21 protein-coding genes and 1 pseudogene are annotated in these 24,825 nt (G+C 66.6%); 14 read left to right on the plus strand and 8 right to left on the minus strand.

Annotated elements, in window-relative coordinates; all coding sequences use genetic code 11:
* Positions 1–18 precede the first annotated feature (18 nt).
* Positions 19–987, plus strand: coding sequence for a DNA-binding protein (locus AC1RWI_RS11880; protein WP_492866574.1), 969 nt, complete (start codon positions 19–21; stop codon positions 985–987).
* Positions 988–1,195: 208 nt separating this feature from the next.
* On the plus strand, positions 1,196–1,561 hold the full coding sequence (locus tag AC1RWI_RS11885) for an ArsR/SmtB family transcription factor (protein ID WP_043355157.1): 366 nt from the start codon (positions 1,196–1,198) through the stop codon (positions 1,559–1,561).
* Positions 1,562–1,640: 79 nt separating this feature from the next.
* Here AC1RWI_RS11885 and AC1RWI_RS11890 read toward each other — a convergent pair whose 3' ends face one another.
* The 5 genes and pseudogenes from AC1RWI_RS11890 to AC1RWI_RS11910 all read right to left on the minus strand — a co-directional run bounded on the left by AC1RWI_RS11890 (position 1,641) and on the right by AC1RWI_RS11910 (position 3,953).
* Positions 1,641–2,366, minus strand: a complete 726-nt coding sequence (locus AC1RWI_RS11890) for an aquaporin (RefSeq protein WP_043355159.1) — start codon at positions 2,364–2,366, stop codon at positions 1,641–1,643.
* A 5-nt stretch (positions 2,367–2,371) separates the two neighbouring features.
* Positions 2,372–2,866 carry an arsenate reductase ArsC gene (locus AC1RWI_RS11895; protein ID WP_043355161.1) on the minus strand — a complete coding sequence of 165 codons (495 nt, stop codon included), beginning with the start codon at positions 2,864–2,866 and terminating at the stop codon, positions 2,372–2,374.
* A 19-nt stretch (positions 2,867–2,885) separates the two neighbouring features.
* Positions 2,886–3,116 (minus strand): annotated as a pseudogene (locus AC1RWI_RS11900) (low molecular weight phosphatase family protein); the annotation flags it as partial.
* A 15-nt stretch (positions 3,117–3,131) separates the two neighbouring features.
* Positions 3,132–3,614 (minus strand): ArsI/CadI family heavy metal resistance metalloenzyme, encoded by a 483-nt coding sequence (locus tag AC1RWI_RS11905; protein ID WP_043355163.1) that lies wholly within the window; start codon positions 3,612–3,614, stop codon positions 3,132–3,134.
* A 12-nt stretch (positions 3,615–3,626) separates the two neighbouring features.
* Positions 3,627–3,953: an ArsR/SmtB family transcription factor gene (locus AC1RWI_RS11910; protein ID WP_492866633.1), complete on the minus strand. Its 327-nt coding sequence runs from the start codon at positions 3,951–3,953 to the stop codon at positions 3,627–3,629.
* A gap of 200 nt (positions 3,954–4,153) precedes the next feature.
* Here AC1RWI_RS11910 and chrA point away from each other — a divergent pair, with 200 nt between their 5' ends.
* Positions 4,154–5,380 (plus strand): chromate efflux transporter, encoded by a 1,227-nt coding sequence (gene chrA / locus AC1RWI_RS11915; RefSeq protein WP_492866577.1) that lies wholly within the window; start codon positions 4,154–4,156, stop codon positions 5,378–5,380.
* 26 nt (positions 5,381–5,406) lie between these two features.
* Here chrA and AC1RWI_RS11920 read toward each other — a convergent pair whose 3' ends face one another.
* The 3 genes from AC1RWI_RS11920 to AC1RWI_RS11930 all read right to left on the minus strand — a co-directional run bounded on the left by AC1RWI_RS11920 (position 5,407) and on the right by AC1RWI_RS11930 (position 10,398).
* Positions 5,407–7,893, minus strand: a complete 2,487-nt coding sequence (locus AC1RWI_RS11920) for an arsenate reductase (azurin) large subunit (protein ID WP_492866579.1) — start codon at positions 7,891–7,893, stop codon at positions 5,407–5,409.
* Positions 7,894–7,908: 15 nt separating this feature from the next.
* Positions 7,909–8,427, minus strand: a complete 519-nt coding sequence (locus tag AC1RWI_RS11925; protein ID WP_043355169.1) for an arsenate reductase (azurin) small subunit — start codon at positions 8,425–8,427, stop codon at positions 7,909–7,911.
* 402 nt (positions 8,428–8,829) lie between these two features.
* On the minus strand, positions 8,830–10,398 hold the full coding sequence (locus tag AC1RWI_RS11930; protein ID WP_492866581.1) for a fatty acid--CoA ligase: 1,569 nt from the start codon (positions 10,396–10,398) through the stop codon (positions 8,830–8,832).
* Positions 10,399–10,675: 277 nt separating this feature from the next.
* Between AC1RWI_RS11930 and AC1RWI_RS11935 the strand changes: the two genes are divergently transcribed.
* From AC1RWI_RS11935 to AC1RWI_RS11985, 11 genes are all read left to right on the plus strand, one after another.
* Entirely contained in the window at positions 10,676–12,511 is a 1,836-nt protein-coding gene (locus tag AC1RWI_RS11935; RefSeq protein WP_492866583.1) for an acyclic terpene utilization AtuA family protein, read from the plus strand.
* A 297-nt stretch (positions 12,512–12,808) separates the two neighbouring features.
* Positions 12,809–13,579, plus strand: a complete 771-nt coding sequence (locus AC1RWI_RS11940) for an AraC family transcriptional regulator (RefSeq protein ID WP_052495054.1) — start codon at positions 12,809–12,811, stop codon at positions 13,577–13,579.
* 118 nt (positions 13,580–13,697) lie between these two features.
* A complete protein-coding gene (locus AC1RWI_RS11945) occupies positions 13,698–14,510 on the plus strand; it encodes a TIGR03084 family metal-binding protein (RefSeq protein WP_043355175.1) in 813 nt (270 codons plus the stop codon).
* On the plus strand, positions 14,507–15,409 hold the full coding sequence (locus AC1RWI_RS11950; RefSeq protein WP_043355177.1) for a phosphatidylglycerol lysyltransferase domain-containing protein: 903 nt from the start codon (positions 14,507–14,509) through the stop codon (positions 15,407–15,409). The genes AC1RWI_RS11945 and AC1RWI_RS11950 overlap by 4 nt, the downstream gene beginning before the upstream one ends.
* 162 nt (positions 15,410–15,571) lie before the next feature.
* Positions 15,572–17,194 carry an acyl-CoA carboxylase subunit beta gene (locus AC1RWI_RS11955; protein ID WP_492866586.1) on the plus strand — a complete coding sequence of 541 codons (1,623 nt, stop codon included), beginning with the start codon at positions 15,572–15,574 and terminating at the stop codon, positions 17,192–17,194.
* Between the two features lie 66 nt (positions 17,195–17,260).
* A complete protein-coding gene (locus AC1RWI_RS11960) occupies positions 17,261–18,415 on the plus strand; it encodes an acyl-CoA dehydrogenase family protein (RefSeq protein WP_043355180.1) in 1,155 nt (384 codons plus the stop codon).
* Positions 18,416–18,454: 39 nt separating this feature from the next.
* Positions 18,455–20,455, plus strand: coding sequence for an acetyl-CoA carboxylase biotin carboxylase subunit (locus AC1RWI_RS11965; protein ID WP_492866588.1), 2,001 nt, complete (start codon positions 18,455–18,457; stop codon positions 20,453–20,455).
* 85 nt (positions 20,456–20,540) lie between these two features.
* Entirely contained in the window at positions 20,541–21,326 is a 786-nt protein-coding gene (locus tag AC1RWI_RS11970) for an enoyl-CoA hydratase/isomerase family protein (protein ID WP_492866590.1), read from the plus strand.
* 72 nt (positions 21,327–21,398) lie between these two features.
* Complete coding sequence (locus tag AC1RWI_RS11975) at positions 21,399–22,970, plus strand: acyl-CoA synthetase (protein ID WP_492866592.1); 1,572 nt, start codon at positions 21,399–21,401, stop codon at positions 22,968–22,970.
* A gap of 103 nt (positions 22,971–23,073) precedes the next feature.
* Positions 23,074–23,685: a methyltransferase domain-containing protein gene (locus AC1RWI_RS11980; RefSeq protein ID WP_492866594.1), complete on the plus strand. Its 612-nt coding sequence runs from the start codon at positions 23,074–23,076 to the stop codon at positions 23,683–23,685.
* Between the two features lie 261 nt (positions 23,686–23,946).
* A complete protein-coding gene (locus AC1RWI_RS11985) occupies positions 23,947–24,819 on the plus strand; it encodes a branched-chain amino acid ABC transporter permease (protein WP_043355187.1) in 873 nt (290 codons plus the stop codon).
* Positions 24,820–24,825 lie beyond the last annotated feature (6 nt).

Consider the following 24,825-nt stretch of genomic DNA (forward strand, 5'->3'; position numbering starts at 1 on the left):
AAAAAACCTGCCCGGACCATGCAAAACGCCAATCTGCCCGCCACGCGCTCCCGCTCCATCACCCAGCAAGATGTCTGGCAAGCCGCCGATGCCTTGCTGCTGGCCGGCCAGCGCCCGACTATCGAACGGATCCGGCTGCATCTTGGGCGCGGCTCGCCAAACACCGTCAGCCCGCACCTGGACGCCTGGTTTGCCGGGCTGGGCGCGCGTTTGCAGGACCCGCAGGCATTTGCGGCGCCAGCGAGCCTGCCCGAGCCGGTGAACCAGGCTGCACGCTATTTGTGGGATGCGGCGCAAGCCGAGGCCCGGGCCACCGTGTCGGCGAGCTATGCCGCCAGGGAATCGGAACTGGCGCTGGCAAGGGCAGCGGTCGAGGCGGAGCAGGCCGCGCTGGCGCAGGAACGCGCCATCCTGATGGCGAAGCTGGACGCTGCCGACAACGCCCTGGCCGAACTGGCGCGCGCCCGGGATGAAGCCAGCGAACGCGCTGCCCGTGCCGAGGCGCAACTGGTGGCGCAGCAGGCCGAGAACGACGCCGTGCGCGCCGCGCTGGGACGCGCGCAGGAAGAGAAGGACGCGTTGCTGCGCGATACCGCTAGCCAGCGCGCCGCTTGGGACAAGGAGCGCGAAACCATGGCGGATCGCTTTGGCGCCAATGAGCGGCGCATGGCGCTGGAACTGGACGGCGCGCGGGTGGCGCTGCGCGAAGGGCAGCGCCAGATGGACAACGAGCGCAAGGCGGCCCAGCAAAAGCTGGCGGACGCGGCACAAGCCGCGGGGCGGCAAGCCGAGGAACTGGCAAAGGTGGGGAATGCCGTGGCTGTGCTGGATGAGCGGGTCCGGCAGCAGGATGGCTTGCTGGCCGAGTACCGGCAGCAATTGGAAAACCGAGGGGAGCCGGACGCGGATATCGCGCGGGCAGCACGCCCGCTGATACGAAAGAGTCGCCCGATCCGGCCCGCCCGGCCACCGAGGTTCAAGGTGTAATGGGAGGCGCAGGCGCTTCAGAAAACGGACAATATTGCACGCTGAGCGCTCGGGACCCCGGCCAGAAACTGGTCACCGGGTAGCAAAGGCCTGATCCATCGGGCGCGCCCGTTTAACCTCGTCGCCTTGCAGGAAGATCGAGGTAGTAACCGTCCATCCGAAAACTGAAGGAGAATACGTGGAATCGTCGCTCTGAATGCAACAAGCAATGAACAGTGCTTCCGCCGTAAAGGCCCTGGCCGCGCTCGCGCAACAATCTCGCCTGGCGATCTTCCGCCTGCTGGTCCAAACTGGCCCAGCCGGCGTGCATGCCGGGCGGATTGGCGAGGCGTTGGGCCTGCCCCCGGCAACCCTGTCCTTTCATCTCAAGGAATTGGCCAATGCCGGCCTGGTCGCGAGCAGGCAGGAAGGCCGGAACGTCATCTACCAGGCCCGGTACCAGCAGATGAACGAGCTGCTAGGCTTCCTGATGGAACACTGCTGTGAAGGGGATCCGAAGGGCTGCGACGTTCCCTCCTTTGCGTGCCAGCCCAAGCGCCCAGCACGAACAAAGGCCACAGCCAAGTCAGATTGAATTGCGGGCCGAAGAGCGCGGACCTTCGAGCGCGCTCCGATGGATCTGACCGGCAGGTGCCACGCAACGACGGCATTCCTCAGATGTGCCCACCCGTTGCGGGCGAGTCTTCCTGTTGGCCTGACGCCTCGATCACGTTTGGGTGACCCTGTTCCTGCACGCGTGGCAGCAATGCGGTATGCAGCAGCAGCCCGATACAGGCGCCGAGCAGCTCGGCGAGCACGAATCCCGGCACGCTTGCCGGCGCAATACCGGCGAAGCTATTGCTGAACATCCGCCCGAAGGCAGCAGCGGGATTAGCGAAGGAGGTGGAGGCGGTAAACCAGTAAGCCGCACCGATGTAGCTTGCCACCATTGCCGGGGCGCGTCCGTCAGGGGCGCGGAGGATGACCAGTATCAGGCCGGCCGTCGCCACGGCTTCCGCGATCCATTGGCCTGGCCCGCTGCGCATCTTGGCCGATAGCTGCAGGATGCTCACATCGAACATCGCGTGTGCCAGCCAGGCACCCAGCACCGCACCGGCCAACTGCGCGACGATGTAGGGGGCCAGGGCGTATCGAGGCAGTTCGCCCTTCACCGCCATCACCATGCTCACGGCCGGATTGAAATGCGCGCCGCTGATCGGGCCGAATACCTCGATGAGCACGTACAGGCCGCCTACCGTAGCTAGCGTGTTGGCCAGCAGGGCAACGGCAACATTGCCGCCGGCCAGGCGCTCGGCCATGATGCCCGAACCGATCACCACGGCAAGCAGTAGCGCGGTACCGATCACTTCCCCTGCAATCTGGCGTGGCAGACCGATCATGGCGGTTAGCTCCGCGCTATCTTGGTCAAGGCTTCCTGCAGTTGCGCATTGCTCATTGCCTCAAGCGGCAGCATGAGCAGTTGCAGCATGCGGTAGCCGATCGCCTGCCGCGTCAGCTCGAACGCAAGGTGCTTTGCGTCGTCACCGCCCTGCGCGTGCGAGGGGTCGGCATACCCCCAGTGCATCTTGACCGGGCTGCCCGGCCAGTATGGGCACGCCTCGGCCGCGGCGCTATCGCAGACGGTGATCACAATATCCATCTTGGGTGCATCGTCGCCGACGAACTCGTCCCAGCTCTTGCTGCGATAGCCCTCCACATCGACGCCGGCCTGGCTCAGCGCTTCGAGCGCAAACGGGTTGATGCGACCGCTTGGCGCGCTGCCGGCGCTATAGGCCCGGACATCCCTATCAAGCTGTTTTGCCAGATGGTTGAGCATGCCCTCGCTCAACACGCTGCGAGCCGAATTGTGGGTGCAAAGAATCAGAACGTTGGTCGTCATGGGAACCGCCCGGTGATGGTCAGCTTTGCCCGATATCGCGCACTGCCTTTTGAAGGGCAACGGCATCGAGCTTGAGGATAGGTAGGGACAGGAACAATTCGATGCGGCGTTTCAGCGTGATGGCGGCATCGTTGATCGCCTACCGCTTCTGCGCCTCGGTCCCTTCGCATGTGGCCGGGTCCGGCACATTTCAGTGCGCCGTCATCGGTTGACCGGGCCATACCGGGCACATTTCTCCGGTGACCCTGTCGCTCATGATGAGCCTTCAGCAGCACGATGCGTTGGATTTCACGGCGATGCCGATCGGCTTGCCCTGCGGGGCGCGCGGCGCGCAACATGCCGAGTCTGCGTTCGCGGACTCCGCGGGCCGGCTTTCACCGAACACCGGCACATTCCCGAGCGTGTGGAAATGCTCCCACGCGATGCCTTGCGGATCCGTAACCCAGTGCTTCTCGCTACGTGCGTAGCAGCAGGTCGTCTGCCCTTCATCAAGCAGCGCCATATCGGCAGCTTCCGCACGGTCTTTCAGCGCCACCAGTTCCTCCGCGTTGTCGGTCTGGAATCCCAGGTGATCCACGCCAGACTCACCGCCACGGGTGGAGATGGCGAAGTTCACTCGCGGATCCTCTAGCATCCACTTCGCGTAGTCGCTCTCGACCCGCGTGGGCGCGGCCGCGAACAGCTTCGAGTAGAAGGCAATGCTCTTGCCGAGGTCCTGGACGTTGAGGTGGACGTGAAAGCGCTTCATTGGATTTCCCCTTTAACACGCACAAACGGTGGCGGCGGTATTGTCGAAACAGGCCTCCCCTTGGCAGCAGTTGGCTGTCAGGAAGCCAAGCAGGTCGTTCATGTGCTCAAACGCTGCGCGATAGATCAGATGCCGGCCTTCACGCTCTTGCGTGATCAGACTGGCATTCATCAATTCCTTCAGGTGGAAGGACAACGTCGCACCGGGCACCCCGATCTGTTCGGTCATCGCGCCGGGCGTCAACCCGGATGGCCCGGCCACCACCAGCAAGCGGAAAACCTGTAGCCGCAGGCCATGGGCCAGGGCGGCGAGAGAGCGGATTGCATCGTTTTCTTCCATATTTCCATAGTATTGGAAATGTTGGACAAAAACAAGGGCGGCGAATGCGGGCGAGGCGCGTGCCAAGCCGACCGTGTGTGGATTCTGTGCGCGCCGGCGCGATGGTTTGACGCCTGTCATCCAAGATCGTTAGCATGGGAGGGTTATCGATCTTCGATAGCGAAAATCGATTGTTTGCCAACCGAAGTGGAGTTGAATGGATGCTAGCCACCGAGAATGAGGTCAAGAGGGATAGGGATGCCATTGCCAATGCCTGGGCGGTGCTTCTCGCTTTCCTCCGGCTGGGCCTGACTTCCTTTGGGGGGCCGATTGCCCACCTAGGCTACTTCCGAGAGGAATTCGTCACGCGTCGACGCTGGCTGAGCGAGCGCAGCTATGCGGATCTGGTTGCCCTCTGCCAGTTTTTGCCCGGTCCCGCCAGCAGCCAGGTTGGCATGGCGATAGGCTTGTCGCGCGCCGGCTTCATGGGCGCGGTGGCGGCCTGGGTCGGGTTCACGTTGCCGTCCGCAGTGGCCCTGGTGCTGTTCGCTCTGAGCATTTCGACGTGGGGCGATGTGATACCGGCCGGTGCGTTGCATGGCCTGAAGGTGGTGGCCGTGGCCGTGGTCGCGCAGGCCGTCTGGGGCATGGCCCGCAGTCTCTGCACGGACACTACCCGTATCACCATTGCGGCGTTCTCCGCCTGCATCGCGCTGCTTTGGCCGAATGCGTGGGGACAGGTCGGCGTGATCGCTGCGTCCGCCGTGGTGGGCCTGGCGATGTTCAAGCCAGCCCGCGATGTAACCCACGATCCGCTTCCGATCTCAATCAGCCGGCGTGTCGGGGGCTTGCTGCTGGGCGCCTTTTTCATCCTGCTGGCGGGCCTGCCCCTGGCCGTGCAGGCGTGGCCCAATCAGACTCTGGCTGTAGCGGGTGCATTCTATCGTGCGGGATCGCTGGTCTTTGGCGGGGGGCACGTGGTGCTGCCGCTCTTGCAAGCCGCGGTGGTGCCCAGCGGCTGGGTAACGAATGACACCTTCCTGGCGGGCTACGGCGCAGCGCAGGCGGTGCCGGGGCCGCTATTCACGTTTGCAGCGTTTCTCGGCGCGTCCATGACGGTTGCGCCGAGCGGATGGATCGGTGCGCTGGTGTGCCTGGTGGCTATTTTTGTCCCGTCGTTTCTATTGGTAGCCGGCACGTTGCCGTTCTGGGAGCAGCTGCGCCGCAACGTGCGCACGCAGGCGGCGCTTGCCGGCGTGAACGCGGGTGTGGTCGGGTTATTGCTGGCCGCGCTCTATCATCCCGTCTGGACCAGCGCCGTGCACGGGCCCGCAGACTTCGGACTCGCGGTGATCGCGTTTGTGGCGCTCATGTTCTGGAAGCTCCCGCCGTGGCTGGTTGTCATTTGCAGCGGAGCCGCCGGGTGGCTGCTGAGCGTCGCCGTTTAACATTCGCGCCGCCAACCGGGTTCGCGCTAGGCGCGGTCAAACCGTCGCCGCTTGAAGCTGACGGTGTCCTTGAAGTCCTGCATGCTGCCAACGCGGCGCAGGTCCGCCCAGGTGCCCTTGTAGTACGGCACCACATTGCGGTCGGTCCACGGCGTGGTCACGTTGCCCATGACCCCGTTGAAATGACCAAACTGCATGAAGGTCTGGTTGCGTTTGATGTCTGGCTCCAGGTAGGCAAGGGCATAGGTGGAACCGTAGTCGTTATAGACTTCGACCACATCGCCGGAGGCCACGCCCAGCGCTTGCGCGTCCGCTGGATGGATCTCGAGATAGGCCATGGGCACCCGCGCACGCACGAATTCGTTGAACTGGTCGTGGTACATCGTCTGCCACACTTCGTTGACCCGGCCGTTGTTGATCCAGAAGTGATACTTGGCCTTCTGCTCGGCGACAGGCTTCGGCAGCCCGGGCCAGGTCGCCGGCTTGAACTCGGCCTTGCCATCGGGCGTATCGAACTTGCCGTCCATGTAGAGCATTTCGGTCCCGGCCAACTGGCCGTTGCGGTACGCCTTCGCAGGCAGCTGCACGCCATTGTTGCCCATCGCACGCAGGCGCTCGTATGTGACCAGGTTGCCGGTCTTGCCGCCCTGGCTATCGATCGGGACGGCGCCGGGCTGGCCCGCCTGACGGAAGCCGTCATTGAAGGCATCCTCTTCGGTCCGCCAGTCGAAGCCGCCAAAGCGCGCGGCCATCTCGCCCTTGCCCTCGGCCTCGTACAAGCGCTTGAGCGTATTGGCGATACCGGCGGCGATCAGGCAGTCCGGGCGCGCGGTGCCCGGTGGATCCATGAACTTGTCCGACAAGCGCATCCGGCGCTCGCCGTTCATCGACGTCAGGTGCATCTCGCCCGGATGCGCGGCCGGCAGCATCAGGTGGGCGGCGTCAGCCAGGCTGGTGGGATACAGGTTGATGTTGGTCAGGAACAGCCCGCCCTTGCTCTTCACGGCGTCGTAGATCGCATCCGCCATCTGCGGCACGGTGGCCCCGCGCTGGCGTGCCATCGCCTCTCGCACAACCGCGGTGCGCCGCAGGATCACGGCGCGGTGCTCCTGCGCATTGAGTGTGGTCTGGAACGGATTGGCGCCCCACGCCGTGTACATCAGCCCCTTGCCGTGGATGATCTCCTGGTCCACATAAATCTTCGTGCTGCCAGGATAGGGTGGCCTGGCATAACCCTCCTGGTGCCCGCCCATGCGCACCACGCCCGTGCCGCGCCGGCCGACGTTGTGCGTGGCCAGGACCAGGTCCACCAGCGCGGACTGGATGAGGTAGTTGTCGTTGCCCCAGATGATGCCCTTCTCGTAGGCATGCATCGTATGCGGCCGGTGGCCGGACGCCTTTGGCTTGTAGGCCCACTCGGCCGCGCGCCTGAGCTTGTCGACCGGGATGCCGGTAATGCGGCTGGTGTCTTCCAGCGACAACCGGTTCGCGCGCAGCGCCGCATCGAATCCCTTGGTATAGCCCGCGATGAATTCCTGATCGTGCCAGCCCTGGTCGACCACATGGGTCAGCAACCCATCGAACAGGGCAATGTCGGTGCCGGGCTCGATATCGAGGTGCAGCACGTTGTCCTTGCCGGCCGCCTGCTCCGCCACCGCGATCGTGGTGGTGCGGCGCGGGTCCACAAAAATCACCTTGGCCGCGGCGATGCTTTCGCCCGGGAAGCGCGCCTTGCGCTTGTCCATGGTCTGGCCCTGCAGATTCGGCAGCCAGTGCGCCAGGAAGTAGTTGGTCTGGGTCTCGTAGGAGTTGCAGCCGATTGCCATGATCACATCGGCGAGTTCGGCATCCTCATAGCTGTTGTTGAGTTCGCCGATGCCCATTTCGCGGGTGGCATGGCATTCGGAGTTGTAGGCCGGCCGATTGTGGATCCGGACCAGAGGCGTCTTGAGCGCCGTGAACATCAGCTTGCCGGTGCCCCAGGTGTTCTCGAAGCCGCCGCCCGCGCCACCGTGGTCAAAGCAATCGAACGCCAGCGCTGCGGGCCCGTCGCGATCCAGGATCCGCTTGGTTACGCTGGCGTAAAGGGCCAGCGCGTCATCCCAGCTGGTATCGACCCATTGGTCGGCCATATAGACGCGCGGGCTGCGCAAGCGGGCCCTGGCCACGCCGTCCGGGTTGTACATCACCTTGGCCAACTGACCGCCTCGCGTTGACGACAAGCCTTGGTTCACGCTGCATTGCTTGTCGGGCACGATGAGGATGTTGTGGCGCTGGCCGTCCCGGTCGGTGACGGTGTTCTGCATGTTCGGCGTCATCACCACCGCCAGCGCAGGCAGTTGCTTGCGAAAGTCCAGCCCGAGCGCGTTCTGGCCGGGCGCTCGGCCGCCCTCGATGTTCTCCGGCCATTTGTAGACGTGATAGCCGCACCCGACGATGCAGAAATGGCAGGTCAGGTTGGTCCGCTGCGCATTCACGGGTGGCAGGGCCACCCGGTCCTTGTTGGTTGCCATGGCAGTACGCCCCCTTCACAGCAGGTTGGCTTGACGCCCGTAGATCAGCCCCTCGACACCGACGGCTTTCACCGTGCCATCGCTGGCGTTGTACTGCAACTGGACCATGGGCAGGTTTTCGGTTGCCTGTCCCGACACCATCTGCCCGCTTTTCTCGGGGTCGAAGATGCTGAAATGGCAGGGGCACTTGAAGGTGCGGGCGCCAGCGTCGTAGGCAACCGGGCAGCCCATGTGCGTACAGAGCGTGCTGTAGGCCACCACGTCGCGGTCGGGGCCAACCCCGCCTGGCACTGGCATCCCCATCTTGATGGCGACGCAGGGCGACGACGCGTCCGGGTAGAGGAAACTGACCGGCGTATTGACCCGCAGCTGTCCGATCTGCGCAACCACCCTAGGGGCGAAAGGCAGCGTCGTCCGGCCCGGATCGCTTGGGGGCGGCGCAGCTTGCGCCGGGGTGGGCAAGCTTCCAGAAACACCAATGCCGGCGGCCGCGCCGCCGGTGGCCTTCAGGAACTCTCTGCGCGTGATGGACATGATCCCCCCTCCTGCGGATTGCGATCGCGATGCCCGTCGCGGGTCGCCGGCACTCCGTGGTCGTTGGCATGGGGGCATGCTTGCGGCCGCAGCCCCGGTGGGGCCACGCGGCGATGACTACCGCCGATATTTTTGGAAATATTTAATTATTTCTAGGGCAACGGCGCGACGAATGCAAGCTGCACTGCGGTACAGATACCGTCACCAGGTAGTGCGACCGTGCGACGCTCCGTGCCACAAGGCGGGTCTATCTTAATGCTAGATCCAGCTTTGACAGCGGGGTGCAACCAGTTGAATTCATTGGAAATTTTCACAATGTTTCCACACCGGAATACCTGACGCCTGACATCAGGACACGCCGATAAACCATTGATTTTCATGCGTTCCGATGGCCAGGCTGCTTTATGTCCTCCGCAGCAAGTGTTTCTGGATTTTCCCGCTTGTGGTCTTTGGCAGCGCATCGACGAAGTGATACCGGCGCGGCCGCTTGTAGGCGGCCAGCCGGTCACCATGCACCAGGAAGCCGTCGAGCAGTGCCGCGGTAGCTTGCGCTCCGGGCTTGAGCACCACATAGGCGCCGACAACCTGTCCCCAGGTAGCATCCGCCTCGCCGATGACCGCCACTTCCAGCACGGCGGCGTGTTCGATCAGCGCATCCTCGACTTCCCGCGGATACACATTCTCGGCGCCCGAATTGATCATGTAGTCGATGCGATCGCGTACCCACAGGTAGCCGTCCTCGTCCAGGCTGCCGAGGTCGCCGGTGTGGTACCAGCCATGGGCCAGAGCGCGCGCATTGGCGTCCGGGCGGTTCAGGTAGCCGGCCATCATGCACGGGCCGCGCACCAGGATCTCGCCAACTTCTCCGGGTGCGCAAGGCCGGGCCGGATCGGTCGGGGCGTCGTCCTCGCGCAGCACCGCAACCACCAGGTCGTGATTGAGCGAGGGCAGGCCGGCCGAGCCGGCGTGGCTGAGCTGCTCATGCGGATACAGCACGGACATGCAGGGCCCCATCTCGGTGGTGCCATACACCTGCACCAAGCCCGCGCCAACCACGCGGTCCCACTCGCGGATCAGGTGCGGCGCCATCGATGCGCCGCCGTACTCCACCAGCCGCAGCGACGACACATCGCGCGTGTGGGCGTCCGGGTGGTTGAGCATCATGCCGACCATGGTCGGCGCGGCGAAGAAGTGCGTGACGTTCTCGGCTTCGACCAGTTGCCAGGCCTCGCCGGCATCGAAGCGCCGCTGCAGCACCTGCGTGGCGCCCAGCTGCAGGCGCGGCAGGAAGCTGGTGTGCAGCTCCGCCGTGTGGTTCAGCGGCGCAATCGACAAGCCCACGTCCTCACGCGAGAGCGTCATGGCCTGATGCATCATCGCGTTGTGCGCGAGCTTGCTGCGATGCGTGTGCAGCACGCCCTTGGGGCGGCCGGTGGTGCCGCTGGTGTACATCAGGATGCAGGGATCGTTTTCGTCCACGGCGATGCCTGGCGCGTCATGCGGCTGCCCCGCGGCCAGCGTGGCCAGGTGGTGCGTGGCAAAGGCCGGTGCCGGTTCGGGGTCCGCATAGATCCAGCGTGTTGTGCCCGGGGCCAGCTCGGCGGCTTTTTCCACCACGGCGCAGCCTTCCTGCTCGAACAGCAGGGCGCTGGCCTTGCCATCCTCCAGGATGAAGGACAGTTCCTGGGCGGCCAGCCGGTAGTTGATCGGATTGAAGATCGCGCCCACGCGGGCCGCAGCCAGCATGCTGAAGACGAAGGCTGGCGTGTTGTAGAGGAAGGCCGCAACCACATCGCCATGGCCTACGCCGATCGACAGCAGCGCATGAGCGTGGCGATTCACCTGCGCATCCAGCTCGGCATAGGTCCAGGTGCGGCGGCTTGGCCCCACGCCGGCGACCAGCGCGATCTTGCGTGGCAGGTAGCGCGCGGGCCAGGAAAGGGTGTCGCCCAGCGTAAGGACGTGACTCAAGGCAATGCTCCAACAGCGGGGGTGGGGGGGCGCCGGCGGGCAAGGCAAGCCGGCGAGGGCGGTCGAAAGAAAGCGGTCGAATATAAAGCCGGCGTCTCTTTTTGGGAAATAACGATTTGCACTTTGCATATATGGATCCGCCCGGGCGCGCGGCGCCGAAGCCAATTGACGCAAGACGCCACGCCTGCAAGTGGCTATCGTTCCTGCAAGGCCGGCGAGCCATGACTCGCCGATGACAATGGCAATCGAAGACTGAGGCGAAAGGGGAAGCGCGTCCATGAACAAGCAAAGTCGGCAGGGCAAGGAAAACGTGCGGATAGGCGGCGCCTCCGGTTTCTGGGGCGACAGCGCAATCGGCCCGGTCCAGCTGGTGGACAAGGGCGACATCGACTACCTGGTGTTCGACTACCTGGCTGAGCTCACCATGTCGCTGCTGGCGGCGGCGCGGCTGAAGAACCCGGAAGCCGGCTATGCGCTGGATTTTGTCAGCGGGGCGCTGCGCTCGGTGCTCAAGCCAGCCATGGAAAAGGGCATCCGCATCGTGAGCAATGCCGGTGGCGTGAATCCGCGGGCCTGCGCGGCGGCGGTGCGCAAGCTGGCCGAGGAACTCGGCGTGACGGTGCGGGTGGCGGTGGTCGATGGCGACGACCTGTTGCCGCAGCTCGACGCGCTGCGCGAGGCAGGCACGCGCGACATGCAGAGCGGCGCCGCGATGCCGGCCCGCATCCTGACGGCCAACGCTTACCTGGGCGCCGTGCCGATCCGGGCCGCGCTGGATGCCGGCGCGGATATCGTGATCACCGGGCGCTGCGTGGACAGCGCGGTGACGCTGGGCGTGCTGATGCACGAGTTCAACTGGAGCCCCACCGACTACGACCTGCTGTGCGCGGGCAGCCTGGCGGGGCACATCATCGAGTGCGGCTGCCAGGCCACCGGCGGCCTGCACACCGACTGGGAGCAGGTGCCGGACTGGGCCAATATCGGCTACCCGGTGGTGACCTGCCGGGCGGATGGCACCTTCCTGGTCGGCAAGCCGCCCGGCACCGGCGGGCTGGTCAGCCCCGCCACCGTCGGCGAGCAGATGCTGTACGAGATAGGCGATCCCGCTGCCTACCTGCTGCCTGACGTGATCTGCGATTTCACCGGCGTCACGCTGCGCCACGCCGGGCCGGACCTGGTGGAAGTGCGGGGCGCCAAGGGTCGCCCGCCTACCGCCAGCTACAAGGTCTCGGCCACCTATGCCGACGGCTACCGCTGCTCGGCGCAACTGACCATCGTGGGCTTCGATGCCGTGCGCAAGGCACGGCGCAGCGGCGAGGCCTTCCTGGCGCGCACGCGCGGCATGCTGGCACGGGCCGGGCAGCCGGATTTTACCGAGACCCGGCTGGACGTGCTGGGCACCGCCGCGGCCTTTGGCCCGCATGTGCCGCAACCGGCCTTGTTCGAGGCGGTGATGTGGCTGGCGGTGACGCATCCGGACAAGCGCGCACTGGAGATGTTCGCGCGAGAAATCGCGCCGGCAGGCACTTCGTGGTCGCCCGGCACCACCGGGGTAGGCGGGCGGCCATCGGTCAGCATGGCCATCAAGCAGTTTCCCTTCCTGGTGCCAAAAACGCGGGTCCAGCCCGCCGTGTGGCTTGACGAGCAGCCGGTGCCGCTGCCCGCGGCCTTGGCCTGCGCAAGCGATACGCCAACCGGCCCGGTGCCGGCGGGCAGGCCAGCCCGCGCATCGACGCCTTCTGCGGCGGCCACTGAGCCTGCTGCAGACTGGGTCGATGTGCCGCTGATCCGGCTGGCGTACGGGCGTAGTGGCGACAAGGGCGACTTTTCCAACATCGGCATCATCGCGCGCGACGCCGCCTACCTGCCGCTGATCGACGCGCAGCTGACGGAGGCCGCCGTGGCCGCGTTCCTTGCGCACAACGTCAAGGGCAGGGTGACGCGTTACTTCCTGCCCGGCATCGGCGCCTTCAATTTCCTGTGCGAGCAGGCGCTGGGCGGCGGCGGCATGGCGTCGCTGCGCAACGATCCGCTGGGCAAGGGGATGGGCCAGGTCCTGCTGGCCATGCCGGTGCGGGTGCCGCCGGCGCTGGCGCGGTCACTGGGCGCCTGAGCCAGGCCGGATGGGGTCTGTCCTGACCCCGACCCCGACGGCATGCGGCATCGGGATAAACCCCCATCCGGCGGCTGTTTGGCCCCCTTCGCTGGCATCATGACGCAGGCGCGCAAGGCCGCCGGGCGGCTGCCCGCGCGCTCTTGCCGAACCAGGCGCCAGCCGTCAGTCACATCAGCCACATCGGCCACATCGGCCACGCGCGGCGCCGCGAACAGTGAGACCCAGATGCAGCCAGTTTTGCCATGCACACCGGATGCCGCGGGCCTGCCATGCGGGCGCTCGAGCGGAAGCTTCATGTGGATCGACCCCGACCGCGTGCTCTACGTCGGGCTGCTCGGCGCGCCGTCGGTGCGCTCCATCGGCGCCATCCTGCTTTATGTGGCGCTGGACGCGCCGTTTCGCCTGAGCGTGGCGGATGGCGAGTGGGAAACCGCCGAGATCGCCTTCGTGCCGCCCTACGCCGCGCACCGCATCGCCTCCGACAGCCGCAGCCTGTGCGGCTTCCTGATCGAGCCCGAGACCGTCGATATGTCCCGCTTGCCACTGCCGCTGCGCGGTCCGGGCGGCGCGCTGGCAGCGCCGCGGATGGCGCAGCATGCACGCGACCTGATCGCCCAGCTGCGCGGCATGCGGCGGCCAGAGCTGGGCGCCGGGCTGCTCGATGCGCTGTTGCTGGGCGAGCCGCTGGCGCCGCGCTCGCTCGATCCGCGCATCGATGCGGCGGTGCGCCAGATCAAGGCCGACCCGGGTGGGCGTAGCGCCGCCAGCGACCATGCGCGCGACGCCAACTTGTCGTTTTCCCGCTTCCTGCACCTGTTCAAGGAGGAGGTCGGCACGCCGTTCCGCACATTCCGCACCTGGAAGCGCGCCCGCAGCCTGCTGCACTACGTCACCCAGCAGGCCAACCTGGCCGAGGTCGCGCTGGATACCGGCTATCCGGATTCCACGCACTTCAGCCACTCCATCCGCCGCGTGTACGGGCTCAAGCCGCGTGATATCTTTGCGGGTTCGCGCAAGCTCGCGCTGCATGGCCTGCCGCCAATGACTGCCTATCGCCCCGCGTAGCTGGCCGGGCGGCGACCACTTTGCACAAGACCAACGGCGCGCCGCGCGCCAGAATCGAAGCCATAGAACCTCGCCAGGCCTGCCGCCAACGGCAGCCGACGGCAACCGGATACTCCCCATGAAAGCAACCTGTCAGGACCTGCTGGACGAATACCGCGAGCTGGCCGCCCTTTGCGCCACGCTCACCGCCGCGCAATGGCGCGAGCCGAGCGCTTTCCATGACTGGAGCGCCTGGGACGAGATCGCCCACCTGTGCTACTTCGACCAGACCGCGCTGCAGGCTGCCAACGACCCGCAAGCCTTCCTGCGCGACGCGCAAGCGCTCAACGCGCTGATGGCAGGAGGCGGGCATATCAGCGCCGTGGCGCGCGATACCTATGGCCACCTGGACGGCCCCGCCTTGCTGGCGTACTGGCAGCCACTGTACGAGCAACTGGTGCGCACGCTGGCCGCGCTCGACCCCAAGGCCCGCCTGCCCTGGTACGGTCCACCCATGAGCGCCCGCAGCTTTGCCACCGCGCGGCTGATGGAGACCTGGGCCCATGGCCAGGACGTCTGGGATACGGCAGGCCGGGCCCGCGCGCCCACAGCCCGCCTCAAGCACGTCGCGCATATCGGCGCCACCACCTACGGCTGGACCTTCGTCAACCGCGGCGAGCCGGTGCCGGGGCTCGCGCCTTATATCGCGCTGAGCGCGCCCGACGGCAGCGAGTGGACCTGGAACGAACCGCAGCAGGACAACTACGTGCGCGGCAGCGCCGAAGATTTCTGCCTGCTGGTCACGCAGCGCCGCCATCTGGACGATACCCGCCTGCAATATAGCGCCGGGCCGGCCCGGCAATGGCTGGCGCAGGCCCAGTGCTTTGCCGGGCCGCCCGCCAACGGGCCGGCTGCCGGCACGCGCGTGTTGCGCATGGCTTCGGCAGGGTGAACGGCCCCGCAGCGCCCGTTCAGGCCGCGCACGGCGATCCGCTGGTGCCGGCGCTCGCCGCCGGGATCGACGCAGCGCTGCGCCGGCTCAGCGCCGATCCCGGCGAAACCTGCCTCTCCGAGCACGCCTTCGCCAACCTGTACCTGTTCCGGCAAGCGCACGCCTACCGCTATGTCGGCGGCGATTATCCGCATATCAGCGGCGTAACCTATGACGGCGCGCGCCACGTGCTGCCGTTGTTCGCGCTGGAAACCACGCCGGTTGACGTGCTGCGCGCGCTGCTCTGCGAACACGCCTGCTTCTATCCGCTGTCCACGGCCCAGGTCGCGCGGCTCGACCCCGCCATCTTCACCTGGACGGCATCGCGCGCCGACGCCGACTACCTTTATCCCGCCGCCAACTTCACGGCCTATCGCGGCACGACGCTGGCCAAGAAGCGCAACCTGATGAAGCAGTTGCTGGCCACGCATGCCGTCACCGCGCGCGCCTACCACCCGGGGCTGGCCGACCAGGCCCTGGCCGTGCATGAAGGCTGGATGCAAGCCAAGCACAAGGCGCACGGCGAAGCCGACGACACCCCCTGCGTTGAGGCCCTCCAACACGCCGAACGACTCGGCCTGGAAGGCTTCCTGTACGAGATAGCGGGGCAGCCCGTGGGTTTCGTGCTGGCGCAGGAGATCCGCCCGACGGTTTTCGCCATGCGCTTCGCCAAAGGCCTGGCGGCCTGCAAGGGCATCTACCAGTACATGTTCCACCACTTCTGCACGGCGTATCCACGCCCGGTAGCGTGGCTGAATTTCGAGCAGGACATGGGGCTGGACAACTTCCGTCAGACCAAGCTTTCCTATGCGCCGAGCGCGTTGCTGCCGAAGTTCAGGGTGCGATTGCGGGTGGGTTGACGGACTTCCGGCGCCGGTCGCACATAGGCACATAGGCACATAGGCACATAGGCACATAGGCACATAGGCGCAAAGCAGCACAGCCAGTTCTCGCAAGACCCTGCCGGCTCCCACCCCTACCATGGCTTCACACCGGCGCACCGCCCCGAACAGTGAACCCACATGGCAAATATCGAATCCAGACTCTCCGCCGGCAGTGAAGCATTCCAGGCCAACCGCGCCGGCATGCTGGCACTGCTGGAGCGTATCCGCGCCTTCGAGCAGCGCGCCGCCAGTTTGTCCGCCGCCTCGCGCGAGCGCTTCGAGAAACGCGGGCAGTTGCTGCCGCGCGACCGGCTGGCTTTGTTGCTGGACCCGGGCGCACCGTTTATCGAGTTGTCGTCGCTAGCTGGGCTGGGGCTGGACAACCCAGACCTGGACAAGAGCGTGCCCGGCGGCGGCCTGATCGCGGGCATCGGCTTTGTGTCGGGCCTGCGCTGCATGATCAGCGCCTCGGACTCGGGCATCAACGCCGGCGCCTTGCAACCCAAGGGGCTGGACAAGCAGCTGCGAGTGCAGGAGATCGCGCTCGAGAACAAGCTGCCCTATGTGCAGCTGGTGGAGAGTGCCGGCGCCAACCTGATGACCTACAAGGTCGAGGATTTCGTGCGGGGCGGCAACCTGTTCCGCAACCTGGCGCGCCTGTCGGCCGCCGGGCTGCCGGTGGTGACGGTGACGCATGGCTCGTCCACCGCGGGTGGGGCCTACCAGACCGGCTTGTCGGACTACATCATCATGGTGCGCGGGCGCTCGCGCGCCTTCCTGGCAGGCCCGCCGCTGTTGATGGCAGCGACGGGCGAAGTGGCCACCGAGGAGGAACTCGGTGGCGCCGTGATGCATACCTCGGTCTCCGGCCTGGGCGACTACCTGGCCGAGGACGACCGCGATGCGCTGCGCATCGCCCGCGAGATCCTGGGCAAGATCGACTGGCACCGCGAGCAGCCCGCCGCCGCGCCGCGCAGCTACAAACCGCCGCGCTTCGATGCCGAGGAGCTGCTCGGCGTGATGCCGATGGACCATAAGCGGCCGGTCGACATGAAGGAGGTGATCGCGCGCATTGCCGACGATTCCGACTTCCTGGAGTTCGGCGAGAACTACGGCGGCGCCACCGTGTGCGGCCATGTCAAGATCGAGGGCTGGCCGCTGGGCATCATCACCAACAACGGCCCGATCGATCCGGCCGGCGCGACCAAGGCCACGCACTTTATCCAGGCCTGCTGCCAGTCGCGCACGCCCATCCTCTACCTGAACAACACCACCGGCTTCATGGTGGGCCGCAGCTATGAGGAAGCCGGGATCATCAAGCACGGCTCCAAGATGATCCAGGCGGTGAGCAACGCCACAGTGCCGCAGATCACGATCTATTGCGGCGCGTCGTTCGGCGCGGGCAACTACGGCATGTGCGGGCGCGGCTTCCATCCGCGTTTCTGCTTCTCCTGGCCCAACGCCAAGACCGCGGTGATGGGCGGCGAGCAGGCCGCGCGCACCATGGCCATCGTGACCGAGGCCGCCATGAAGCGCAAAGGCGGGCAGGCCGATGCCGACCAGCTGGAAGCACTGCAGAAAGGCATCGTCGAGCGCTTCGACCGCCAGATGAGCGTGTTTGTCACCAGCGCCCACGTGCTGGACGACGGCGTGATCGACCCGCGCAATACGCGCGCAGTGCTGGCCAATGTGCTGGCGATCTGCCGCGAGGGCGATGCCAGGACGCCGCAAGCCATGCAATTCGGGGTTGCCCGGCCCTGACAGCCACGGACTAGCCACGGACTCAGCCGGAACAGACATGCAAAAGAACAAACGGAGACCAGCGACATGCTACTGACACCCGAACACGAGGCGCTGCGCGCCACCATCAAGCGCTTTATCGCCGAGCAGATCAATCCGCACGTCGACGCCTGGGAAGAGGCCGAGATCTTCCCCGCGCATGAGGTCTTCCGCAAGATGGGCGATCTGGGCCTGCTGGGCCTGTCCAAGCCGGAAGCCGATGGCGGCATGGGCCTCGATTACTCCTACAGCGCGGTGCTGGCGGAGACGCTGTCCGACATCAACTGCGGCGGCGTGCCCATGGCCATCGGGGTGCAGACCGACATGGCCACTCCGGCCCTGGCCCACCACGGCAGCGCGGAGCTGCGCCGCGAATTCCTGGCGCCCGCGATCCGCGGCGAGTACGTGGCCTGCCTGGGCGTCTCGGAGGTGGGCAGCGGCTCCGACGTGGCCTCGATCAAGACCACCGCAAGGCGCGACGGCGACGACTACATCATCAACGGCGGCAAGATGTGGACCACCAATGGCACCCAGGCCGACTTCTGCTGCGTGCTGGCCAATACGTCGGACGCAGCGCCGCACCGCAACAAGACGCTGATTGTGGTGCCCATGAAGACCCGCGGCGTTTCGGTGGCCAAGAAGATCCGCAAGATCGGCATGGACTCGTCCGATACCGCGCAGCTGTACTTCGACGACGTGCGGGTGCCGCAGCGCTACCGCATCGGCGAGGAAGGCATGGGCTTTACCTACCAGATGGAACAGTTCCAGGTAGAGCGCCTGTGGGGCGCGCTCAGCTCCGCCAGCCGATGCGCCAAGGCGATCGACCTCACCATCGAGTACACCCGCGAGCGCAAGGCATTTGGCCGCTCCATCCTGGACAACCAGTGGGTGCACTACACCTTGGCCGAGCTGCAGACCGAGGTGGAAGCGCTGCACGCCCTGTGCTGGCGCGCCGTGGAGATGATGGTGCGCGGCGAGGATGCCACCCGCCTGGCCACCATGGCCAAGCTCAAGGCCGGCCGGCTGTCGCGCGAGGTGGCGGACCGCTGCCTGCAGTTCTGGGGCGGCATGGGCTACGTGCTGGAAAGCCCGATCTCGCGCATTTTCCGGGATGGGCGGCTCACCTCCATCGGCGGCGGCGCCGACGAGGTCATGATGCAGATCCTGTGCAAGTTCATGGGCACCTTCCCCCAGTCGAAGTAAGCGTTCAAAGCAAAAGACAAGAGAGCAGACCAGGCCACCATGAAGCAGCCCACGCCATTTCAAAAGATCCTGATCGCCAACCGGGGCGAAATCGCCTTGCGCGTGATGCGCAGCGCCACCGCGCTGGGCTACCGCACGGTGGCGGTCTACTCCAGCGCCGATGCCGGCGCGCGCCATGTCCAGGAAGCCGGCCAGGCGGTGTATATCGGCCAGGCGCAGCCGGCGCAGTCCTACCTGCGCATCGACGCCATCATCGAGGCAGCGCGGCGTTGCGGCGCCGACGCCGTGCATCCCGGCTACGGCTTCCTGGCGGAGAATGCCGCTTTTGCCCGCGCCTGCCGCGAGGCGGGGCTGGTATTCATCGGCCCGTCGGCCGAGTCCATCGTGGCGATGGGCAACAAGGCCGGCGCCAAGCGGCTGATGATGGCCGCGGACGTGCCGTGCATCCCGGGCTACCAGGGCGAGGACCAGGACGAGGCGCGCCTGTGCGCCGAGGCCGAGCGCATCGGCTTCCCGGTCATGATCAAGGCCACGGCAGGCGGGGGCGGGCGCGGCATGCGGCTGGTGCCGCACGCGCGGGCCTTTCCCGAGCTGCTGCGCAGCGCGCGCTCGGAAGCGCAGGGCGCCTTCGGCGACCCTGAGGTGATCCTGGAGCGGGCCGTGGTGGAACCGCGCCATATCGAGATCCAGATCCTGGCGGACCGCTATGGCAACGCCATCCACCTGGGCGAGCGCGATTGCTCGGTGCAGCGGCGCCACCAGAAGCTGATCGAAGAGGCGCCATCGCCCGCGGTGAGCGCCGAGCTGCGGGCCCGCATGGGCGCCACCGCCGTGGCCGCCGTCAAGGCGATCGGCTACGAAGGCGCGGGCACGCTGGAGTTCCTGCTCGACCGCGACGGCAACTATTACTTCATGGAGATGAACACGCGGCTGCAGGTGGAGCATCCCGTGACCGAGGCCATCACCGGCCTGGACCTGGTGGCGCTGCAACTGCGGATTGCCGCAGGCGAGCCGCTGCCGCTCAGGCAGGAAGACGTGCGCTTTTCCGGCCACGCCATCGAAGTGCGCCTGTGCGCCGAAGACGCCGATCAAGGCTTTATGCCGCAAAGCGGCGAGATTGCACTGTGGCAGGCCCCGCCCGCCTTGCGCGTGGAACATGCGCTGGGCAGTGGCGCCGCAATCCCGCCGTACTACGACTCCATGATCGCCAAGCTCATCAGCTACGGCGGAACACGCGACGAAGCGCGGCGCAAGCTGTCGCAAGGCCTGGAAGACCTGGTGGCGCTTGGCGTGACCACCAACCAGGTGTTCCTTGGCCGCTGCCTCGCCCATCCCGCCTTTGCCGCGGGAGAGGCCACCACCGCCTTCATCGGCCAGCACCAGGACGCGCTGCTGCAGCCCGATGCGGCCTTACGCCAGCGCGCCGCCGCGCTGGCGGCGCTGCTCCTGTATGAAACCTCGCCGGAGCGCCAGCCGGGCGCGCCAGCCGCGAGCCTGGCCCCCACGCTGCCCATCGGCCTGCGCTACCGGGTCAACGGGGCGGAGCATCAGGCCAGCCTGGCATATGGCGCAGGCAATCGCTTCGCGGTTGCCATGGGCGAGTCGCGCTTTGCCTTCGAGACCATCGCCCTAGGCGCGCATTCGGTACGTTTCAGCTGCGATGGCCTGGTCGAGAGCGCCACCTTCCATCGCGACGCCAGCACGCTGCTGCTGCACTACCAGGGCACGCCGCTGCGCATCGAGGACCACACCCGGGCCGCCGCCGCCAGGGCTGGCGAGGCTGCCGGGGACGGCAAGCTGCGCGCGTCGATGAACGGCCGGGTGGTCAACGTGATGGTGGCCGCCGGCGACCAGGTCGAGGCGGGCCAGCCCATGGTCACGCTGGAAGCCATGAAGATGGAGCACATCCACGTGGCCCCGGCCGCCGGCCGGGTCGGCGCCGTGCACGTGCAGGTTGGCGACCAGGCCGCTGCCATGCGCGTGATCGCGGAAATCGAGTTCGAGGCGCCGCCGGCGGAACCGGTCAAGGCTGCCGCCTGAGCGCTCCGAGTGGCCTGAGCCCGTTGCCACGTCACGCGCCAGGCCGAGTTTCAACACACCGACACAGCCTAACCAGCGGAGCACCATGAGCGAATCGGAAACCCCAGCCGTCCTCCATGAAAAACGCGGCGCCGCGTTCTGGATCACCATCAACCGGCCCGACAAGCGCAACGCCATCAACAAGGAAGTCGTGGCCGGCATCCGGGCGGGCTACCGCGCCGCGCACACAGACCCCGCCATCCGTGCCATCGTGCTGACCGGCGCCGGCGACAAGGCCTTCTGCGCCGGTGGCGACCTGCAGCCGGGCAAGGGCTTTGCCTTCGACCTCTCGCAGCCGAATGTGGACTATGCCGACATGCTGCGCGAATCCCAGCAAGCCACGCTGCCCAGCATCGCGCGGATCAACGGCACCTGCATGGCCGGCGGCATGGGGTTGCTGTGCATGACCGATATGGCGGTGGCCGCCGACAACGCCGTGTTTGGCCTGCCGGAGGTCAAGGTGGGGGTGTTCCCGATGCAGGTGCTGAGCCTGCTGCAAACGCTGGCGCCGCCCCGGCTGGTGCGCGAGTGGTGCATCAGCGGCGAGCCGTTTTCCGCCGCCGAGGCCAAGGCCGCCGGCCTGGTCAACCACCTGGCCGCGCCGGGCGAGCTGGACGCGCGCACCGAATGGCTGGTCGCCCGCGTGGCCGACAAGTCGCCCACCGCGATCCGGCGCGGCAAGTACGCCATGCAAGCCATGGCGTCGATGAGCTTTTCCGAAGGCATCGCCTATACCGAAAGCCAGATCGCGCTGCTGGCGATGACTGAAGACGCACGCGAAGGCCTGGCCGCCTTCAACGACAAGCGCAAGCCGGTCTGGACCGGCAGGTAAGACAACCGGCGAGGCGCGCGCCGGGCAGGGCGCGCTGGCGGTGTCTGCAACGATTGAACGAGGAAGCAGCCTATGAACAAAGCATCGTCGACAGCATCGTCCACCCAAGCGGACAGCGCCGCCTTCCTGGCGCTCGGCATGGCGCAATGGCTGCGCCGCCGCGCTGCGCGCAGCCCCCGCAGCCCCGCGCTGACCTGCGCCGGGCAGACCTGGACCTATGCCGAGCTGGTGGCCGACGCAGGGAAGATGGCCGCCGTGCTGGCGGCGGGCGGCGTCGGACGCGGCCAGCGCGTGGGCTACCTTGGCCTGAACGACCCGCTGTTCCTGGTGACGCAGTTCGCCTGCGCCTGGCTGGGCGCCATCTTCGTGCCGCTCAATTTCCGGCTCACCGGGCCGGAGCTGGCCTTTATCCTCAATGATGCCGGCGTGCATACGCTGTTCGCCGATGAGGACTACGCCGGCCTGATCGATGAAGCGCGCCCGGCGCTGGAGTGCCAGCGCTACCTGCGCCGCACCGACGCGCCGGGCTGGGAAGGCCTGTTGCCGCGGATGGCGCAAGCCGGTGCCGCGCCGCCGGCCGTGCCCACCGATCCGGATGATGTGGCCGCGATCATGTACACCTCGGGCACCACCGGACAACCCAAGGGCGCCATGCTCACGCATGGCAACTTCTGGGCCAACAACCTGAACGTGATGATGCTGAGCGACCTCGCCAGCACCGATGTCGCGCTCAATTTCGCGCCCCTGTTCCATGTTGGCGGCATGTGCTGCGTGAGCTTGCCCATCCTGATGGCGGGCGGCCATCTCGTGCTGCAGCGCAGCTTCGACCCCGCAGCCGTCATGCAGGCGGTGGCTGAACACCGCGTGACGGTCAGCTTCGCGGTGCCCGCCATGCTGTTGTTCGTCAGCCAGCACCCGGATTTCGCGCAGGCGGACCTGTCCAGCCTGCGGACCATTTCGGTCGGCGGCGCCCCCATGCCCGAGCCGCTGCTGCCCCTGTTCGCCGGGCGCGGCATCCCGGTCAACCAGGGCTACGGCCTGACGGAGACCGCCGCCGCGACGACCTTCCTCGCCCCGGAGCGCGCGCAGGACAAGCTCGGCTCCTGTGGCACGCCGGCCATGATGACCGAAGTCTGCATCCGCGACTTCGACGGCAAGCCACTGACCGAGCCGCAGGCCCGCGGCGAGATCTGCGCGCGTGGCGGCAACATCATGAAAGGCTACTGGAACCGCCCGGACGCCAGCGCCGCGGCGTTCTACGACGGCGGCTGGTTCCGCACCGGCGACGTCGGCTATGTCGACGAAGAAGGCTTCTACTACGTCTGCGACCGCTTGAAGGACATGGTGATTACCGGCGGCGAGAACGTCTACCCGGCCGAAGTCGAAAGCGTGCTGTACGAGCACCCGGCCATTGCCGAAGTCGCCGTGATCGGCGCGCCCGACGAGCGCTGGGGCGAGCATGTGGTAGCCGTGGCGGCGCTCAAGCCGGGCGCCAGCCTGACGCTGGAGGAACTGCAGGCCTTCGCGCAACCGCGCCTGGCGCGCTACAAGCTGCCGCGTGCGTTGCGGGTGGTGGCGGCGTTGCCGCGCAATCCGACGGGGAAGGTGTTGAAGGTCAGGTTGAGGGAGATGGGGCAGGGGTAAGAGGGTAGGAGGTAGGGGGTACGGGTGGAGCATGGCGAAAGAACCAGCAGAACGCAAACCTCCAAACTCGGCTGGGAAATTCTAAAAAACCGCAGGAGCCCCAATGGCAGGACCAACCATCGACTTCTGGCAAGCCCGCTTCGAATCCGGGCAAACCCCTTGGGAGCGCGAAGCCGCCAGCCCGCAACTCCTGGCCTGGCTTGCCCAAGGCGCCATCCAGCCCGGGGAGCGTGTGATCGTGCCCGGCTGTGGCGGTGGCTGGGAAGTCGCCGCGCTGGCCGCGCATGGCGCGCGGGTCATCGGTATCGACTACGCGCCCGGGGCGCTGGCCCGCACGCTTGCCCGGCTGGCGCCGGGCGGACTGCAAGCGGACCTGGAACAGGCAGACGTGTTGCATTGGCAGCCGGCCACGCCGGTGGATGCCATCTATGAGCAGACCTGCCTGTGCGCGCTGCACCCCGACCACTGGACCCGTTACGCCGCCCAGCTCCATGGCTGGCTGCGTCCCGGCGCACGCCTGCTGGCGCTGTTCATGCAGATGCGCCGCGACAGCGCAGGCCAGGGCATGGTGGAAGGGCCGCCGTATCACTGCGACATCAACGCCATGCGCGCGCTGTTCCCGGCCCAGCAATGGGAATGGCCCAAGCCGCCGTTTGACGCTGTCGCGCATCCCAGCGGCGCGTTCGAGCTTGCGGTGGTGCTGGTGCGCCGCTGATCCCCTGGCGGCGCACAGCGCCAGCCGCGTTACCCATGGGTAATCCCCAATCCATATACAGCCAGTCCACACAAGAGCCGCACCGGTAGTTTTGTTACGGTGGCAGCAGTCGCAGCAATCGCAGCAGTCGCAACGCGGCGAAGCGCAAGACGGCACGCATCGCACCCGGTGCCATCGGGCGCGCTTGACTCACCCAATTCCGAGACCGGCCCCTTGCCGCGCACCGCGCGCGGCAAGGGGCGGCCGGCACAGGAGACAAGATTGGAGATCCTGCAATTGACGATCTCGGGGATCGCGCTGGGCTGCATCTACGCGCTGATCGCCCTGGGTTTTGTGCTGATCTACAAGGCGACCGAGACGGTGAACTTCGCGCAAGGCGAGTTCATGATGCTGGGCGCCTTCGCCGGCGTGGTGCTGACCATGCTCGGGTTGCCGCTGGTCCTTGCCGTGCCGTTGACAGTGGCGGGCATGGCTGGCTTCGGCATGCTGGTCGAGCGCCTGGCGATTCGCCCCATCCTGGGCCAGCCGCAGTTCACCGTGGTGATGCTGACCATCGGCATGGGCTACGTGATGCGTGGGCTGATCACCATGGTGCCGGGCATCGGCGCCGGCACGCATACCTTGCCGGTGCCTTACCAGGGCATGGTGTGGCGCACCGGCGCGCTGGTGCTGAGCGTGGAGCAGGTGGCAGTGATCGGCGTCACCGCGGCGCTTTGCGTGGTGCTTTACCTGGTGTTCCGCTACAGCCGCATCGGCGTGGCGATGCAGGCCAGCTCGCAGAACCAGCTTGCCGCTTACTACATGGGCATTCCGGTGCGGCGGCTCAACGGGCTGGTCTGGGGCTTATCGGCGTCGGTGGCCGCGATCGCCGGCCTGCTGCTGGCGCCCATCACCTTTGTTCACGCCAGCATGGGCATGCTCGGCCTCAAGGCCTTCCCCGCAGCGGTGGTGGGCGGCTTCGGCAGCCTGCCGGGCGCGATCGTGGGCGGGCTGGTGATCGGTGTGGTGGAGTCGCTGGCGGGCTTTTACCTGCCCGAGGGCTTCAAGGACGTCGCGGCCTATGTCGTGGTGCTGATCATGCTGGTGGTCAAGCCGAACGGCCTGTTCGGCGAGAACCTGCGCAAAAAGGTGTAGAGACAC

The sequence above is a fragment of the Cupriavidus sp. MPR-AND1C genome (assembly GCF_058809705.1).

What these genes read in the sequence shown, in the direction of transcription:
- AC1RWI_RS11880 (WP_492866574.1), top strand. Translation starts at nt 19, where the DNA reads ATGCAAAACGCCAATCTGCCCGCCACGCGCTCCCGCTCCATCACCCAG.
- AC1RWI_RS11885 (WP_043355157.1), top strand. Translation starts at nt 1,196, where the DNA reads ATGAACAGTGCTTCCGCCGTAAAGGCCCTGGCCGCGCTCGCGCAACAA.
- AC1RWI_RS11890 (WP_043355159.1), bottom strand. Translation starts at nt 2,366, where the DNA reads ATGATCGGTCTGCCACGCCAGATTGCAGGGGAAGTGATCGGTACCGCG.
- AC1RWI_RS11895 (WP_043355161.1), bottom strand. Translation starts at nt 2,866, where the DNA reads ATGACGACCAACGTTCTGATTCTTTGCACCCACAATTCGGCTCGCAGC.
- AC1RWI_RS11905 (WP_043355163.1), bottom strand. Translation starts at nt 3,614, where the DNA reads ATGAAGCGCTTTCACGTCCACCTCAACGTCCAGGACCTCGGCAAGAGC.
- AC1RWI_RS11910 (WP_492866633.1), bottom strand. Translation starts at nt 3,953, where the DNA reads ATGGAAGAAAACGATGCAATCCGCTCTCTCGCCGCCCTGGCCCATGGC.
- chrA (WP_492866577.1), top strand. Translation starts at nt 4,154, where the DNA reads ATGCTAGCCACCGAGAATGAGGTCAAGAGGGATAGGGATGCCATTGCC.
- AC1RWI_RS11920 (WP_492866579.1), bottom strand. Translation starts at nt 7,893, where the DNA reads ATGGCAACCAACAAGGACCGGGTGGCCCTGCCACCCGTGAATGCGCAG.
- AC1RWI_RS11925 (WP_043355169.1), bottom strand. Translation starts at nt 8,427, where the DNA reads ATGTCCATCACGCGCAGAGAGTTCCTGAAGGCCACCGGCGGCGCGGCC.
- AC1RWI_RS11935 (WP_492866583.1), top strand. Translation starts at nt 10,676, where the DNA reads ATGAACAAGCAAAGTCGGCAGGGCAAGGAAAACGTGCGGATAGGCGGC.
- AC1RWI_RS11940 (WP_052495054.1), top strand. Translation starts at nt 12,809, where the DNA reads ATGTGGATCGACCCCGACCGCGTGCTCTACGTCGGGCTGCTCGGCGCG.
- AC1RWI_RS11945 (WP_043355175.1), top strand. Translation starts at nt 13,698, where the DNA reads ATGAAAGCAACCTGTCAGGACCTGCTGGACGAATACCGCGAGCTGGCC.
- AC1RWI_RS11955 (WP_492866586.1), top strand. Translation starts at nt 15,572, where the DNA reads ATGGCAAATATCGAATCCAGACTCTCCGCCGGCAGTGAAGCATTCCAG.
- AC1RWI_RS11960 (WP_043355180.1), top strand. Translation starts at nt 17,261, where the DNA reads ATGCTACTGACACCCGAACACGAGGCGCTGCGCGCCACCATCAAGCGC.
- AC1RWI_RS11965 (WP_492866588.1), top strand. Translation starts at nt 18,455, where the DNA reads ATGAAGCAGCCCACGCCATTTCAAAAGATCCTGATCGCCAACCGGGGC.
- AC1RWI_RS11970 (WP_492866590.1), top strand. Translation starts at nt 20,541, where the DNA reads ATGAGCGAATCGGAAACCCCAGCCGTCCTCCATGAAAAACGCGGCGCC.
- AC1RWI_RS11975 (WP_492866592.1), top strand. Translation starts at nt 21,399, where the DNA reads ATGAACAAAGCATCGTCGACAGCATCGTCCACCCAAGCGGACAGCGCC.
- AC1RWI_RS11980 (WP_492866594.1), top strand. Translation starts at nt 23,074, where the DNA reads ATGGCAGGACCAACCATCGACTTCTGGCAAGCCCGCTTCGAATCCGGG.